Source organism: Mesorhizobium sp. LMG17149, from assembly GCF_024518695.1.
Classification (GTDB): domain Bacteria; phylum Pseudomonadota; class Alphaproteobacteria; order Rhizobiales; family Rhizobiaceae; genus Mesorhizobium.
Genome location: NZ_JANIFL010000006.1, coordinates 170,852 through 185,778, shown reverse-complemented (window position 1 = coordinate 185,778; position 14,927 = coordinate 170,852). Strand labels below are relative to the sequence as shown.

The window sequence follows — 14,927 nt, the reverse complement described above, 5'->3', positions numbered from 1 at the left end:
CACCCTAGGTAGTCCAACTCCCTGCCGCCATCAACAACGCTAACAATTTTCTTATACGCTAAATATTGACTGGATACAAAATTATTTCTACCCCTAGGACATGCAGTCCAAGTCTCTCCAAAAAATCGTCGTCATCGGCGGCGGCATTGCCGGCCTTTCGCTGGCGGCGGCCGTGCAATCCTGGGCCGAGATCACCGTGCTCGAGCGCGAGCCGCATCTCGGCTACCACGCTAGCGGCCGCTCCGCGGCGCTGTTTTCCGAAACCTATGGCAATGCGCTGGTGCGGGCGCTGTCGCTGGCCAGCCGGCAGGCGATCATCGATGGCGGCTTCGCCGCCCACCGGCGCGGCGCGCTGCACGTCGGCGGTGTCGAAGACAGTGCAGCCGTCGACCGCATGGCGGCCGAGATGCAGGCGCTGGTGCCGAGCGTACGGCGCCTGTCAGCAGCAGAAGTCACCGCGCTGGTGCCGGTCATCGCCACGGCAACCACCTGCGGCGGCGTGCATGAACCCGGCGCGCTCGATGTCGACACGGGAAAGATGCTTGCAGCTTCAGCCTCCGCGCTCAAGGCCGGCGGCGGCGTGATCCGCACCGGCGAGGAAGTGCTGGAGATTTCCCGCGTCGCAAATGGCTTCAGCGTCACCACCAATGCCGGCGCCTACCAGGCCGACATCGTCGTCGACGCCGCTGGCGCCTGGGTCGATGTCGTCGCCGGGCTGGCCGGTCTCTCCGGTCTCGGCTTCCGGCCGAAGCGCCGCACCGCCTTCCTTTTCGATCCGCCCGCCGGCACCGACATCAGCGCCTGGCCGCTGGTGGTCGATTTGCATGAACAATTCTACTTCAAGCCCGATGCCGGCAGGCTGATCGGCTCGCTGGCCGACGAGACCGATTCCGAACCCTGCGACGCCTATCCGGAAGACATCGACGTCGCCATCGCCGTCGACCGCATCGAACAGGCGACGTCGCTGCGCATCGGCCGTCCGTCGACGCCATGGGCGGGCCTGCGCACCTTTTCGCCCGACCGCACGCCGGTCATCGGTTTCGACCCGCGCCTGCCCGGCTTCTTCTGGCTCGGCGGCCAGGGCGGCTACGGCTTCCAGGTGTCGCTGACGCTGGCGCGGCTGGGTGCGGCGCTGCTGCGCGGCCAGCCGCTGCCGGACGATCTCACGGCACGCGGTATCACCTCCGCCGCGCTTGCGCCCGACCGTTTCATCACCCCGGCGGCGACGCCATGAACTTCACCGGCCTGCCCTTCCCTCAACCCGTAAAGTGTCATCAGGAGCGTTTGCGATGAAATCCGTTCTGCGCGCAGTCCTTAGCTCGTCCTTGCTGGCCTCGTCCGTCCTTCTTGGCGGACAGGCCTACGCCAAAACCCTGGTCTATTGCTCGGAAGCCAATCCCGAAACCTTCAACCCGGCGATCGGCACGGCGGACTCCACCATGGATGCCGCCGCCAAGACGATCTTCAACCGGCTGGTCGAGTTCAAGCCTGGCACCACCGAGGTCGGGCCGGCGCTGGCCGAAAGCTGGGAGGTCTCAGCCGACGGCAAGATCTACACGTTCCACCTACGCCACGGCGTGAAATTCCAGTCGAACGACCACTTTACACCGTCGCGCGAGTTCAATGCCGACGACGTGCTGTACACCTTCAACCGCCAGCGCGACGCCAGCAATCCCTACCACAAGTTCGGCGGCGGCGCTTACGAGTACTTCAACGCACTGGGCATGGGCTCGCTGATCGACAAGATCGACAAGGTCGACGACCACACCGTGCGCTTCACGCTGACGGCGGCCAACGTCACCTTCCTGCCCGGCATTGCGCTCGACTATCTCTCTATCCTGTCGTTGGAGCAGACCGAAAAGATGGTCACCGCCGGCACGCCGGAACTGATCGATAGCGAGCCCGTCGGCACCGGCCCGTTCGTGCTGCAGGCCTATGTCCCCGACAGCCAGATCCGCTACGCCGCCAACAAGGATTATTGGCGCGGCCCGCCGAAGATCGACACTCTGGTGTTCGCCGTTACGCCCGAACCGACCACGCGCGTCGAGCGTCTCAAGGCCAATGAGTGCCAGGTCGCCGCCCCGCCCCCGCCAAGCGCCGTCGCCGATTTGCGCACCGATCCCGACATCACCGTGCTCGACCTCAAGGGTCAGAACATCGGCATCCTCGGCTTCAATGTCGAACACCAGCCGCTCGGCGATGTGCGCGTGCGCATGGCGCTGGCCAAGGCCGTCGACCGCAAGGCGATCGTCGACGCCGTCTATGCCGGCGCCGGCACGGTCGCCGGCAGCGTCGTGCCGCCGGCGCAGATCGGGGCCGTCACCGACGCCGGCATCGACTATGACCCGGATGGCGCGAAGGCGCTGCTGAAGGAAGCCGGCCACGAGAGCGACCTGAAAATCAGCCTGTGGGCGATGCCGGTATCGCGGCCCTACAATCCCAATGCCAAGCGCATGGCCGAGATGATCCAGGCCGACTGGGCGAAAGTCGGCGTCAAGGCCGAGATCGTCAGCTTTGAATGGGGCGAATATCTCAAGCGCACCGCGGCGGGCGAACAGGACGCCTACCTGCTCGGCGGCAGCAGCGACAATGGCGACCCCGACAACATGCTGAGCTACCTGCTGTCCTGCGACGGCGTGAAGGGCGGCTCCAACCGCTCGCGCTGGTGCGATCCGGCCTTCGAGAAACTGCTGCAGGACGGCCGCGTCGCCGCCGATCCGAAACAGCGCGCCGACATCTACGCCAGGGCGCAAGCGATCCTGAAGGTCGAGGTGCCGGTGGCGCCGATCGCCCATTCGGTGGTGGCGATCCCGATCCGCAAGAGCGTGCTCAACTACGTGCTCGACCCCTTCGGCCGGCAGAACTTTGCCGCCGTCGATATGGCGGAGTGAAGCTTGGCGACCCTGCCCTCGGGCTCGGCCCGGGGACGCACCGACACCTATGAAACCAGCAATTTGGCGGCGAAAGCAGAATCCATGCGTGAAGACCTCAACGCTCTCCTCAAAACCTATCTCACCGATGGCGCGGTAGGCGCCTCGCTCGCCTACTCCACAGGCGCCGCACCAACCGCCCTCACTGCCGGCCTCGCCGACCGGGAGCATGGCATTGCCGTCTCGCCCGACCGCCTGTTCAAGATCGGCAGTTGCACCAAAACCTTCGTCGCCGCCGCATTGGTCAAGCTCGCTCAGGACGGCAAGCTCGACCTCGGCGCGCCGATCGCCTCCTGGTTTCCCGACCTCCCGGGAGCAGAAGACATTTCGGTGCGCCAGCTGATCAACCACCGCAGTGGCCTGCCCGAGTTCGAATATTACATTCCGATGGATCCGAGCCGGCAATGGACGCCGCAACAGCTGGTCGACATAGCCTTCGTTTCCGACAAGCAGAAGGCGCCGGGCGGGCCCGCCGTCTACAACAACACCGGCTATGTTCTGGCCGGCATGGTGATCGAGGCTGTCTCCGGCCAGTCGCTGGGCGGTTATGTCAGAAGCGCGGTGCTGCACCCGCTCGGCCTGACAAACACCTGGTCGCCGGCCACCGAAACCTTTCCGGAAAAGTCGATGGTGCGTGGTTACTACCACCGCCCCCCGCCGCCAGCGAATGCGCCCACCGACATCGCCTCGGGCGGCGAGATGTGGCGCATGGATGGCGTGCTGCCCTACTCCGACGACTTGCAGGATTCCTCCGATTCCTTCCCGTTCGGCGCCGCTTATGGCTGCGGCGACATGGTGTCGACGCCGTCCGATATGGTGAGCTTCATGCGTGGTCTCTTTTCCGGAAAGCTGCTGTCGCCGCCGTTCTTCGCCGAGATGTTCGAACACCGCGTGCCGGCAAGTTTCCCTGGCACACGCATGCGCGAGACCGGCGCCGGCATGTTCCAGAGCGCCTACGCCGATCGCGCCTTCTACGGCCACCAGGGCAGCATCCCCGGCTACGTCGCCGTGATGCTGCACGACCCGCTGTCCGGCCTGACCATCGCCATGACCAGCAATGTCGGCTCCGGCAACCGGCTGTCCTTCCAGGCCAGTGGCCTCCATCCGGTGGTCGATAAGGCGATCAGGATCATTCTGGAAAACTAGCCGCGAAAGATCGCCACGGCGGCAGCGATGATCGCCGCGTTGTCCTTCGCCACAGTTCCATCGGCGAGCGTATTGCCGTCTTCCAGACCGACCCGTGTCGACCAGCGCTTGCGATGCGCAACCTTGACGAAGGGCCAGACAGTTGCATCGACGCCATGCAGCAGGATCGGCCGCCGTACCCCGGCGCGCTCGAGCACGGCGACGATGCCATGCGCTTCGTCGAGTGCAGCGGACAGGTCCGGGATGTCGATCTCGATCAGAATGCGCAGCACCTGGTCGTGGCCGGGAAGCGCTACGAAGCGCTCGGCATCGGCGACGACGGCAAGCCCCGCCTCGATGCCGACACCACGCTGGCGCAGCAGTTCCATCACGGCGGGCGCATCCGGTTCGGACAGGTTGACCGAAGCATAGTCGGGCAGGTCTCGCCAGCCGGCGATCGCCGTGCGGGTCCGCTCGACGTCGTTCTCGATCCAGGCGCCGGTCGACACGCCGACCAGTGTTCCCGGGCAGGTCCGGCGCACCGCCAGCACGGTGGCGTCGACGGCTGCCAGGCTTTCGCGCCCGTCAGTGCCGCGCGGATGGATGTGCAGTTCGGCCGCTCCAGCGGCGACGCAGGCTGCCGCATCGCTGGCCATTGCCTCGGCAGTCAGCGGCAGCTTCGGGTGGAAATCGCGCACGCGCGCGCCGTTGATGCAGGCCTGGACGATCATCGGTCTCACCTTGCGCAGGAAGTTGACAGTCTAATCACGCGGCGGTGAAGCCGCCAATCTCATCAGGCGTGCAGGCTGCGAAACAGATCGAAAATCTGATTGTTCAGGTCGGCAGGACAGTGCCCCCCTTTATCCTGCCGGACATCTCCCCCACGGGGGGAGATTGGCAGCATCAACGCCGCGCGCCTCCCCGCAACATTCGGCGGCATTTGAATAAAAGCCGCTTGTGGATATTTACCCGGCGTTCCCTCGTCTCCGGCAAGGTCTTCTAGGGCGGGATCATGGAGGGACCATTGACCAGCGATTTTTCAGCCGCCCGCATCCACCTCGAACGAGCCTATCATTATCTGCAAGGCAACGACGAGACGAGTCGCGCGGCCTGTGAAGCGCTCGATCTGTTGATCGAAGCGGTGACGGAAGCGCAGCACAGGCGACCCGAGGCTGGAGTGCTGGAGTTTCCGCAATCGACGGCGCGGCGAACCGGATAGAATGCGGCGAGTTTCAGGTCAGTTCGGCCTGGCCTGAAACTCGCCGCACCCGGATCACGATGCCTTGCGGGCCGTCGCTCCCTTGGTCGCACGCGCGACAATTCGTTCCAGCGGCTCTGGCCGGTGCAGCAAAAATCCCTGGCCGAAGGCGACGCCCATGTCGCTCAACATGGCCAGCGTGTCCTGCTGTTCGATCTTCTCGCCGACCACGTCACAGCCGAGGCTGCGGGCGATGCTGGTGATGGCCAGCACGATCTCGCGGTCGAAACGGCTTTGCGTGATGTGTTCGATGAAGGAACCGTCGATCTTGATCGTGTCGACGGGGAACCGCCGGAGATATTCGAACGAGCTCATACCGGCGCCGAAATCATCGAGGCTGACCCGGCAGCGCCGCTCGCGCGCCTTGCGCACAAACTGTTCGGCGGCGTCGAAATTGGTGACGGCGGCGGTTTCGGTGATCTCGAAGCCGATGCCCGAATGCGGCGCCCCGGTTTCTTCTATGACGTTGTCCACGAAGTCCCAAAGCTGCGGGTCGCTCAGCGTCTGCGCCGACAGATTGAAGCCAAGCGTCAACACCCCCGAACGCAAGGCGGCACCATGCCGCGACAGCGCGGTGCGGATGATCCAGCGGTCGAGCCGCGACGCGATGCCGAACCGCTCGGCCACCGGAATGAACTCGCCGGGTGGCACCAGCCGGCCGTTGCGGGCGGCGAGCCTGGCCAACACTTCGACATGGCGGCTTTCCAGCCAGGGACGGCCCAGAAGATGGATTTCCTGGCCAAACAGCTTCAGCCTTCCGTCTTCCATGGCATCGACCGTATCGGCGACGACGCGCGCCGCGTTGAGGCCGCCAGAACCCGATGCCGTATCGGTGGAGAAGACGGCAAATCGGTTCCGCCCGGCGGCCTTGGCCGCGTAGCAGGCGTCGTCGGCGCAGGCCAGCGCGTCGGCCACCGTCGTGTTGGCGTCATCGACGAAAGCGATGCCGATCGAGGCCGCCAGCTTGCGCGACGTGGCCGTCGATCCTAGTTCGGCATCGCGAACCGCGGCAAGTACCGCGTCGGCCAGCCGCCCGGCCTGCGCCGTATTGCAATTGGGCATCAGCAGCGCGAACTCGTCACCGCCCAGGCGCGCGGCATGCGCCGTCGGGGGAAGGCAGCCCAGAATGCCTAGGGCGACGCTTTTCAGTGCCAGGTCGCCGGCCGCGTGGCCGGCAAAATCGTTGAGCGCCTTGAAGTAGTCGAGATCGACGTAGAACACGGAAAGCGGCAGCAACTGCGGGGCCGCGATGTGATCGGCCAGCAGCCGGTCGAACGCGGCGCGGTTCAAGAGACCGGTGAGCGCGTCATGGCGGGCCGCATAGGCAAGCTCCTGCTCGCGCTGCTTGTCTTCGGTGATGTCGCGCACCGTGCCCAGGATCTGCCCCGCCAGCCGGCGGTCCGGGATTTGCGGGTCGGCGATGAAACGCAGCAGGGATTCTATGTGCCGGACCTCTCCGTCGCGCCGGACGATGCGGTATTGCACGGCGGTGACCTTGTCCGTTTCGAGCGGCACCAGATGCGCGCGCGACGCGGCCTCCTTATCGTCCGGATGCAGATAGCCGAACCAGTGGTCGCGCTCGACTTCGGCGGTGTCGGAGACAAGCCCGAAAATCTCCCTGGTGCGTTCGTCCCAATAGCTTTTGCCGGTGGCGAGGTCGTGGTGCCAGATGCCGGTACCGCTGGCGGCAAGCGCCAGGCGGAAGCGCACATTGACCTGCTCGAGTTCGGCTTCGGCCGCCTTCTGCTTGGAGATGTCGGTCTGCACACCCATCAGCCTGAGCGGCTTTCCCATCGCGTCGCGCTCGACGGCGCCGCCGCGATCGAGCACCCACACCCAGTGTCCCTGCTTGTGCTTCAGCCGCAATTCGGTCTCGATGGCGTCGGTCAGGCCGGCAATGTGGCGGTCGCCGCTGGCCAGCGCCCGCTCGCGGTCGTCGGGATGGGTCAGTTGCAGCCACAGGTCGCTGGTGTTGGCAAGTTCGCTCTCATCGTAGCCCAGCATCCGCGCCCAGGTCGCGGAATAGAAGCAGTCGCCGGTTACAAGATCCCAGTCCCAGACACCAAGATGGGCGCGCTCCAGGGCCTTGGCCCAGAACGTTCCATTGCGACTTTTCTTGCCCTGACGCGCCATCGTCTGCTTCGCCTGCTCCACCGCAGGGCAATCTGCGGCAAAACCAGAGAAGAAACAGTTACCACGGCGATGGCGGGCTGCTTTGTTGGCTCCTCACCTGCCGCCTCTGCTCTTCGATTGGCCGGCAAGAACCGGAGTTTCGCATCGGCCGGATGTTCCTAGTCATGGCTCCAGGTCATCGGCCAATCCGGTGATCCCGGATCATCGGCGGCGCCGATGATCACATTGCAGAGACAAGAGGATCTTCCAATGACCAGACAAGAAGACAACAAGGCCGTCGTCGTCAGATGGTTCACCGACTTCTGGGGTGAAAGCTGCGACCTGTCCGTCGTCGACGACATCGCGGCACCCGACATGCTGCTGAAATACTCGCTGCACGAGCCGCGCCGCGGCCGCGACGACATCAAGGCCTTCATGAGCGGCTTCCGCGCCCTTCCCGGACCTCAACTTCTGGGCCACGGCCGACCTGATTGCCGAGGGCGACTATGTCGTCGGCCAGTGGGAGGGCGGCGGCACGCATACCGGCCCGGCCTTCGGCGATTTCCTCGCCGGCTCGCTGCCGGCCGCCACCGGCCGCACGATGCGTTTCACCGGCACCACGGTGCTGAAGGTGGTCGACGGCAGGATCGTCGAGGAGATCGGCCTCGATGACGGCGTCGCCGCCCTCACCCAGCTCGGTCTGATCAAGGTCGCCTGATTCGAAAGGGCTATCGCCGTCCAGGCGATGGCCCACCTTCAACGGGATCGGCGGCTTCGATCGGATAGTGCTTGTCCTCATAGGCCTCGATCAGAGTTGCGAGAACGTCAGGAAACGGGTGGCGAGACCGGCTTCCTGCGGCTTCAATGCCGGCCATGTTCATTACCCTGGCGAAAAATCTGAAATCCGCGCCGCTGCAAGTCGCCGACGATCCGCGCTGGGCACGAATCGTCGCGCGCGACAAGTCGGCCGACGGCGCATTCTGGTATTCGGTGGCAACAACCGGCGTCTATTGCCGGCCTTCCTGCCCGTCTCGGCGCGCCAATCCGAAAAATGTGCAATTGCACGATACGCTCGATCAGGCCAGGGCCACCGGCTTTCGCCCGTGCCGGCGCTGCGACCCGGATGGCCCGTCGCTCGAGGCCGGCAACGCGGCGATGGTCGCCGCTGCCTGCCGCAGGATCGAGCAGAGCGAGGAAGAACCATCGCTGGCTGAACTGGCTGATGCTGCCGGCCGCAGCGCCGGTTATTTCCATCGTATCTTCAAGGCGGCCACCGGGCTGACGCCGAAGGACTATGCCGCCGCGCACCGCGCCGCCAGGGTCCGCCAGGGCCTGGAAGACGGCGCCAGCGTGACGACGGCGATTTACGATGCCGGTTTCAACTCAAGCGGACGTTTTTACGAGAAATCCACTGGCATGCTCGGCATGACGCCGACGCGCTATCGCGCCGGCGGCGCCGATGAAGAGATCCGCTTCGCCGTCGGCGAGACCTCGCTCGGCACCATCCTGGTCGCGTCCAGTCAAAAGGGCGTCGCCTCGATCCTGCTCGGCGACGATCCCGACGCGCTGGTGCGCGATCTGCAGGACCGTTTCCCCAGAGCACGGCTGATCGGCGGCGACCGCGATTATGAGGCGCTGGTCGCCCGCGTCGTCGGTTTCGTCGAGGCTCCTGCGCTCGGTCTCGATTTGCCGCTCGACGTGCGCGGCACCGCCTTCCAGCAGCGTGTCTGGCAGGCTTTACAAGACATCCCCGTCGGCCGCACGGTTTCCTATGCCGAGATCGCGCAGCGCATCGGCGCGCCGAAGGCAACCCGCGCCATCGCCGCCGCCTGCGCGGCCAACAACCCTGCCGTCGCCATTCCCTGCCATCGCGTGATCCGCAGGGATGGCGCCCTGTCCGGCTATGCCTGGGGCGCGGAGCGCAAACGCGCGCTGCTGGAGCGTGAGGCCGGCGAATCTGACAGCGCCTACCGATCCGCGCGGAGATGACGGCCAAGCATGCGCGCGATGGCAAGATCTCATGACAACGTCACCGATGGGACCGCCGCCGGCAAACGCGCCGAAAAGGCGAAATCCCAAGTCATGGCTGCCATCGGCGGACTTGTCGATGAGGGTAAGGCTGAGTGGAACCACACCGCAACCGGCGACATCGAGCTGCGGCTGCTGAGCGGTGAGGTATTCGTGCTCGGCGAAGTGTCGGTCACGCGTGTGGCATGAGCATGCTTGGCTGAAGTGCGGGCGGTTCAAAATCAGCACTCTATGGCGCGCCCCTCTGTCCTGCCGGACATCTCCCCCACAAGGAGGGAGATTGGCAGTTCCGGCGCCGGCTCTCGTCCTGCAACGTTGGAGATTGGCGAAGGCGGTGGTGACAGCCAATCTCCCCACCCGTGGGGGAGATGTCCGGTAGGACAGAGGAGGGCGCCATAGAGCACCTACCTTTGCGCCTTTCAGGCAGATTTGAATTTGAAAGCAAGCACCGGAGTGAGACACGGCCGACACCGTGGCTAGGGTTCAGCCACAAACAAAGGAGTGAAGGCAATGAACCTTATACAAACCACTATGCCGATGGCCGCCTGCAACGTCGCCGCCCTCGGCACCATCGCCTATGCCATCGGCGAATCCCCCATCGGCAAAATCCTGGCGGCGCGCAGCGATATCGGCGTCTGCGCCATCCTGATCGGCTCGGATGCCGACACACTGGAGCAGGATCTCGCCAACCGCTTCCCAGGCAAGATACTGGCCAAGGACGAGGCCGCACTGCGCGACGATCTCGCGGCAATCGCGCGCTTCATCGAAATGCCCGGCGTCGGCTTCGACCTGCCGCTCGACCTGCGCCACGGCACGCCATTCCAGCAGCGCGTGTGGGAGGCGCTCCGAGGCATCCCGTGCGGCGGCACCATCACCTACACCGCGCTCGCCCGGCATATCGGCCAGCCGAACGGCGCCCGCGCCGTGGCGACGGCCTGTGCGGCCAATGCAATCGCGCTGGGCATTCCCTGTCACCGTGTTGTCCGCGCCGCCGGCACGCTGTCGGGCTACCGCTGGGGCGTCGAGCGCAAGCGCGCCCTGCTCTACAAGGAGGCTACGATATGAATGCCCATGCCAAAATTGCCGCATCGGCGGTTGAAGCTGCTCAGACACGTGTTGCTGATTACGACTGGCCCGCCCTTGCCGCCGAACTGGACGGCTTCGGCTGCGCGGTGATTGAAAAGCTGCTGTCGCCCGAAGAGTGCCGACAGATCGCCGACCTCTATCCCGAGGAGAAGCATTTCCGCAGCCACATCCATATGGCCAGGCACGGCTTCGGCAAGGGCGAGTACCGCTATTTCCGCTATCCCTTGCCCGACCTCCTGGGTGGCCTGCGCAGCGCGCTCTATCCCAGGCTGGCCGAGGTCGCCAATCGGTGGAACGAGCGCATGGGGCAGGCCATGCGCTATCCCACGACGCATGCCGCGTTTCTCGAGCAGTGCCATGCCGCCGGCCAGACACGGCCGACGCCGCTGCTGCTGCAATATGTGCCTGGCGACTTCAACTGCCTGCACCAGGATCTCTATGGCGATCTCGCCTTTCCGCTGCAGGTGGCGATCCTGCTCTCCGAACCGGGCCGGGATTTCACAGGCGGCGAGTTCGCGCTGACCGAGCAGCGCCCGCGCATGCAGAGCCGAGTCGAAGTGGTGCCGCTGCGGCAGGGCGACGCCGTTGTGTTCGCCGTCCACAACCGGCCGGTGCAGGGCACCAAAGGCAACTACCGCGTCAATCTGCGCCACGGCGTCAGCCGGCTGCGCTCAGGCATGCGCCACACGGTAGGGATTATTTTCCACGATGCGAAGTGAGCAGAGAGAAGATGGAGGTTCCCCTCACCCCGCCGGTGCATAACGGCTGACCACCATGCCGCAGGCATAGGCCTTCGAGCCGAGCAGCCGCAGGTTCCTAAAACCGCCCTGATCAAAAACCCGGCGGCCCGCCCCCAGCACCGCCGGGTTGACGAACAGCTGGAACTCGTCGACCAGCCCGGCCGCGATCAGCGCTGACGCGAAACCGGCGCCGCCGAACACGGCAATGTCGCCACCCTCGCCCGTCTTCAGCGCGTTGACCTCGCGCGGCAGGTCGCCGCTGGCCACACTGGTGCGCTCCCAAGCCGGCCCCCAGGCCGATTGCTTGAGCTTGTTGCTGAGCACCACCTTGCGGGCGTCGACGATGCGCTGCGCAAAGGCGTAGAACGGATCGTGCGGAAACTTCTTCGCCGCAGTGCCCCAATGGGTGAGGTAGCCCTCCTGTGCCATTTTGCGGCTGAGCAGGATGGTATCGACGCCTGCGAAGACAGCGTTGAAGTCCTGCTTCAGCGCATCGTCCCAGGCGCTCTCGTCACCCCACTCCCAGAGCTGCCAGGAATGGTCCTCGTTGGCGCCGACAAAGCCGTCGACCGATATCTGCATCTGCAGGACCAGCTTTTTCACCGTCATTCTCCTCACGGCCATCGCAAAATAGTTTACATTTGGAACCGTTGACGCAAGGCCAAAACGATGTCAATAGTAAAGTGATTTAAAAACGGAACCATAGATGTCGACGCGCGAAAAATCCGACTGCCCGATCAACCTGTCGCTCGAACTGATCGGCGACCGTTGGACGCTGCTCATCATCCGCGACATGGCTTTCGCCGGCAAAAGGCACTTTCGCGAATTCCTGCAATCCGACGAAGGCATCTCCTCGCGCACGCTGGCCGAGCGACTGCAGACGCTTCAGGAGGAAGGCATCCTCACCAGAAGCGACGACCCGACGCATGGCTTGAGAACGGTCTACCGGCTGACCGAGGCAGGTATCGACCTCTTGCCGGTGCTGGCGACGCTCGGCGCCTGGGGCAGCAAGCACCGCAAGGCCGACGATAGGCTGGCGCGGATTGCCGAAGAACTGGCGGCGGGTGGCGAGGCGGAACTGGAACGGATGAAGGCGGCGCTGCGGGCGGAGCATATTGTCTAGGTGATTGCGCTCGAACTGGCTTGGCTGTTGCTGCACAAATCGCCCCTCGCTTGACAACGACCCGTGCTTGTTCTTTATTTGTTCCAATTCTATCAGCAACTGTGATGTGCGGTCGGGATGGAAACGACAGCCACCATCCTGCATGCCGATCTCGACGCTTTCTACGCCTCGGTCGAGCAGTTGCTCGATCCGTCGCTGCGCGGCAAGCCGATCGCGGTGGGCGGCGGCGTCGTGCTCGCCGCTTCCTATGAGGCCCGCGCCTTCGGCGTGCGCGGCGGCATGCCGGGGCGCAAGGCGCGTGAGCTGTGCCCGCAGCTGATCTTCGTCGGCGGCAATTTCAGCCACTACCAGCGGCTGGGCGACGCGGCGATCAAGGTGCTCGACGATTTTACCCCGGTGGTCGAGCGCATCTCCATCGACGAGGCGTTTGCCGACGTCGCCGGCTGCACGCATCTGTTCGGCTCGCCGCAGGAGATCGCAACGACCATCCGCCGCCGCGTGCGGGCCGAACTCGGCCTGCCGATCTCGATCGGCGTGGCGCGCACCAAGCATCTGGCCAAGATCGCCTCCCAGGTGGCAAAACCCGACGGGCTGGTGGTGGTCGACCCCGGCAGCGAGCTCGCTTTCCTGCACGACCTGCCGGTCGGGCTGATGTGGGGCGTCGGCCCGGCGATCAGGGCGAGGCTGGCGGAAATCGGCGTCGAGACCATCGGCCAGCTGGCCAGGACGCACAGCGGCGCGCTAACGCGGCTGCTCGGTCCCGCCGCCGGCGAAAAGCTCGCCGCCTTGTCATGGAACCGCGACCCGCGAAAGCTCGAAACGCATAGCCGCGCGCATTCGGCCGGCGCCCAATCGGCGCTGGGCCAAAAACCCGCCGTAGCGCGGATCATCGTGCCCACTCTGCTGCATCTGGCCGACCGTGTCGCCAGCCGGCTGCGCGCCAAGGCGCGGCCCGGCCGCACGGTGACGGTACGCGTGCGCTTTGCCGATCTCAGCGCCGTCACGCGCTCGATCACGCTTGACCAGCCGATCTCGGCGACCGCGATGCTGGCCGAGATCGCCGGCGATCTGGTGCGCGGCGTCCTCGCCGACAACCCCCACGAAAGAACGATCTCGCTGCTGGCGATCTCGGTGTCGCATCTTGAGGAAAGCTTCGAGCTGCAGCTCGAACTGCCGCTCGGCCTCGCCGACGAGAAACGCCGGCCCGGCACCCGAAAAGGCCTGGCACGCTTCGACGCCGACCGCGCCATCGACAAGATCCGCGAACGCTTCGGCAAACAGGCGGTCGGCTACGGCACGGTGGCACTGGAGGCCGCGCGCTCGGTTCCCGACGAATTCAGGGAGCTGGCGGAGAAGGAACTGTGAACCCGGGACCGCCGGGCGCTATTCCGTCTCCTCGCCGTCCCAGTACCGCCTCACCGCTCCCATGTCGAAAATGCCGTCGCGCCGGCGCAAGGCGTCGACCGCCATCTTGTTGGAATCGGGATAGACGCAGACCTCGTTGGGATTTTTCTCGCCGATCATCAGATAGCGGCACGGTTCCGTACCGCTGTTGAGGAAGGAATGCCCGACCGCCAGGCCGGCGGGAAAGCAGACATAATCGCCGGCCTTCATCTCGTGACGCTCCTCGCCAAGCAGCAGCGTCACCTGCCCTTCCAGAATCAGCGCGTGCTCCTCTTCGAGCATGTGGTAGTGCCTGGGCGCCAGGCGCATGCCGGGGGCCGGCGCCTCGATCAGCATGCCGACATGATAGTCTGGTAGTCCCAAAGCCGCATAGGTCAGATGCCTGGACCGGCCGCCGAACCGCGGGCCTTCGCCCTCGACCTTCCATTCGACGGCATCGCTGGCGACAGGCGGGATCGGCACGGCTGGGGGTTTGGTGATACCGGACATCACACCCGACGGCAGCGGATCGCCGGCGGCAAGGCCGGTGTTCTCGCCGTCCCAGTAGGTTCGAGTTGCAGCGAGATCGAAGAGCGCACGGCTACCCAGCGCGCGCACCAGCACCTTGTTGGAGGCGGTGTAGACGACCACGTCATTCGGGTTGCGCTCGCCGACGATGACATAGCGGCACGGCGCGTCGCCGGTGTTGATGAGGCAATGCCCCGCCGCAGCACCAGCCGGAAAGCAGATGTAGTCGCCGGCCTTCATGGCGTAGGCGGCGTCGCCGACATAAGCGGTCAGCGCCCCTTCGAGGATGAAGACATGCTCTTCCTCGAAAATGTGGTAGTGCGCCGGTGAGGTCTGCTTGCCCGGCGGCAGTTCCTCGATCGCCACGCCGACATGGTAATTCTCGCCTAGGGCGGCCAGCGACAGATGCCGGTAGCGCACGGCAAAGCGCGGCACATCGGACCATTCCGTCCATGGCACGCTGTCCGATGCGAATGGCACTGGCGATTTGTCGTCTGCCATCAGGCCTCCTGCTCCTGCCGCCTACCTCGTCGCGACGGAACAAAGCTGCCAGCTTCCGGCATCATCGCCAAGCGGTGTTCGCCACACTCCTGACAGAGCCGGGCAGGAGTCGC

General features: G+C 65.1%; 14 protein-coding genes and 1 pseudogene. 11 read left to right on the top strand and 4 right to left on the bottom strand.

What is annotated here, in order from left to right; translation table 11 throughout:
- Positions 1-100: 100 nt before the first annotated feature.
- From NP945_RS15690 to NP945_RS15680, 3 genes are read left to right on the top strand one after another with little or no spacing between them, the layout of a single operon-like run.
- Positions 101-1,234: an FAD-binding oxidoreductase gene (locus NP945_RS15690; RefSeq protein WP_256746861.1), complete on the top strand. Its 1,134-nt coding sequence runs from the start codon at positions 101-103 to the stop codon at positions 1,232-1,234.
- A 55-nt stretch (positions 1,235-1,289) separates the two neighbouring features.
- Positions 1,290-2,891: an ABC transporter substrate-binding protein gene (locus NP945_RS15685; RefSeq protein ID WP_127269268.1), complete on the top strand. Its 1,602-nt coding sequence runs from the start codon at positions 1,290-1,292 to the stop codon at positions 2,889-2,891.
- A 3-nt stretch (positions 2,892-2,894) separates the two neighbouring features.
- Positions 2,895-4,076 carry a serine hydrolase gene (locus NP945_RS15680; RefSeq protein WP_256746860.1) on the top strand — a complete coding sequence of 394 codons (1,182 nt, stop codon included), beginning with the start codon at positions 2,895-2,897 and terminating at the stop codon, positions 4,074-4,076.
- Here NP945_RS15680 and NP945_RS15675 read toward each other — a convergent pair.
- Positions 4,073-4,786 (bottom strand): 3-keto-5-aminohexanoate cleavage protein, encoded by a 714-nt coding sequence (locus NP945_RS15675; protein WP_127269269.1) that lies wholly within the window; start codon positions 4,784-4,786, stop codon positions 4,073-4,075. The genes NP945_RS15680 and NP945_RS15675 overlap by 4 nt on opposite strands.
- A 293-nt stretch (positions 4,787-5,079) precedes the next feature.
- Between NP945_RS15675 and NP945_RS15670 the strand changes: the two genes are divergently transcribed.
- On the top strand, positions 5,080-5,274 hold the full coding sequence (locus tag NP945_RS15670; RefSeq protein WP_164748793.1) for a hypothetical protein: 195 nt from the start codon (positions 5,080-5,082) through the stop codon (positions 5,272-5,274).
- 54 nt (positions 5,275-5,328) lie between these two features.
- Here NP945_RS15670 and NP945_RS15665 read toward each other — a convergent pair whose 3' ends face one another.
- A complete protein-coding gene (locus tag NP945_RS15665; protein WP_256746859.1) occupies positions 5,329-7,446 on the bottom strand; it encodes an EAL domain-containing protein in 2,118 nt (705 codons plus the stop codon).
- Positions 7,447-7,695: 249 nt separating this feature from the next.
- Between NP945_RS15665 and NP945_RS15660 the strand changes: the two are divergent.
- The 5 genes and pseudogenes from NP945_RS15660 (at position 7,696) to NP945_RS15640 (ending at position 11,258) form a co-directional block, all read left to right on the top strand.
- Positions 7,696-8,143: pseudogene (locus NP945_RS15660) on the top strand (ester cyclase).
- A 155-nt stretch (positions 8,144-8,298) separates the two neighbouring features.
- Entirely contained in the window at positions 8,299-9,414 is a 1,116-nt protein-coding gene (gene ada, locus NP945_RS15655) for a bifunctional DNA-binding transcriptional regulator/O6-methylguanine-DNA methyltransferase Ada (RefSeq protein WP_256746858.1), read from the top strand.
- Between the two features lie 18 nt (positions 9,415-9,432).
- A complete protein-coding gene (locus NP945_RS15650; protein ID WP_256746857.1) occupies positions 9,433-9,642 on the top strand; it encodes a hypothetical protein in 210 nt (69 codons plus the stop codon).
- A gap of 321 nt (positions 9,643-9,963) precedes the next feature.
- Positions 9,964-10,518, top strand: a complete 555-nt coding sequence (locus tag NP945_RS15645; RefSeq protein WP_127272377.1) for a methylated-DNA--[protein]-cysteine S-methyltransferase — start codon at positions 9,964-9,966, stop codon at positions 10,516-10,518.
- A complete protein-coding gene (locus NP945_RS15640; protein WP_256746856.1) occupies positions 10,515-11,258 on the top strand; it encodes a 2OG-Fe(II) oxygenase in 744 nt (247 codons plus the stop codon). The genes NP945_RS15645 and NP945_RS15640 overlap by 4 nt, the downstream gene beginning before the upstream one ends.
- Before the next feature lie 24 nt (positions 11,259-11,282).
- Here the strand turns inward: NP945_RS15640 and NP945_RS15635 are convergent, their stop codons facing one another.
- On the bottom strand, positions 11,283-11,882 hold the full coding sequence (locus tag NP945_RS15635; RefSeq protein ID WP_256746855.1) for a dihydrofolate reductase family protein: 600 nt from the start codon (positions 11,880-11,882) through the stop codon (positions 11,283-11,285).
- A 103-nt stretch (positions 11,883-11,985) separates the two neighbouring features.
- Between NP945_RS15635 and NP945_RS15630 the strand changes: the two genes are divergently transcribed.
- Together NP945_RS15630 and dinB are read left to right on the top strand one after the other, a co-directional pair.
- Positions 11,986-12,402, top strand: a complete 417-nt coding sequence (locus tag NP945_RS15630) for a helix-turn-helix domain-containing protein (protein ID WP_127271661.1) — start codon at positions 11,986-11,988, stop codon at positions 12,400-12,402.
- Between the two features lie 117 nt (positions 12,403-12,519).
- Positions 12,520-13,767, top strand: a complete 1,248-nt coding sequence (gene dinB, locus NP945_RS15625) for a DNA polymerase IV (protein ID WP_127372074.1) — start codon at positions 12,520-12,522, stop codon at positions 13,765-13,767.
- Positions 13,768-13,785: 18 nt separating this feature from the next.
- Here the strand turns inward: dinB and NP945_RS15620 are convergent, their stop codons facing one another.
- Positions 13,786-14,814, bottom strand: a complete 1,029-nt coding sequence (locus NP945_RS15620) for a cupin domain-containing protein (protein ID WP_127270848.1) — start codon at positions 14,812-14,814, stop codon at positions 13,786-13,788.
- Between the last annotated feature and the right edge of the window lie 113 nt (positions 14,815-14,927).

Coding starts and splice junctions, on each gene's coding strand:
- NP945_RS15640 (WP_256746856.1), top strand. CDS start 10,515: ATGAATGCCCATGCCAAAATTGCCGCATCGGCGGTTGAAGCTGCTCAG.
- ada (WP_256746858.1), top strand. CDS start 8,299: ATGTTCATTACCCTGGCGAAAAATCTGAAATCCGCGCCGCTGCAAGTC.
- NP945_RS15650 (WP_256746857.1), top strand. CDS start 9,433: ATGGCAAGATCTCATGACAACGTCACCGATGGGACCGCCGCCGGCAAA.
- NP945_RS15630 (WP_127271661.1), top strand. CDS start 11,986: ATGTCGACGCGCGAAAAATCCGACTGCCCGATCAACCTGTCGCTCGAA.
- NP945_RS15685 (WP_127269268.1), top strand. CDS start 1,290: ATGAAATCCGTTCTGCGCGCAGTCCTTAGCTCGTCCTTGCTGGCCTCG.
- NP945_RS15675 (WP_127269269.1), bottom strand. CDS start 4,786: ATGATCGTCCAGGCCTGCATCAACGGCGCGCGCGTGCGCGATTTCCAC.
- NP945_RS15645 (WP_127272377.1), top strand. CDS start 9,964: ATGAACCTTATACAAACCACTATGCCGATGGCCGCCTGCAACGTCGCC.
- NP945_RS15690 (WP_256746861.1), top strand. CDS start 101: ATGCAGTCCAAGTCTCTCCAAAAAATCGTCGTCATCGGCGGCGGCATT.
- NP945_RS15620 (WP_127270848.1), bottom strand. CDS start 14,814: ATGGCAGACGACAAATCGCCAGTGCCATTCGCATCGGACAGCGTGCCA.
- dinB (WP_127372074.1), top strand. CDS start 12,520: ATGGAAACGACAGCCACCATCCTGCATGCCGATCTCGACGCTTTCTAC.
- NP945_RS15665 (WP_256746859.1), bottom strand. CDS start 7,446: ATGGCGCGTCAGGGCAAGAAAAGTCGCAATGGAACGTTCTGGGCCAAG.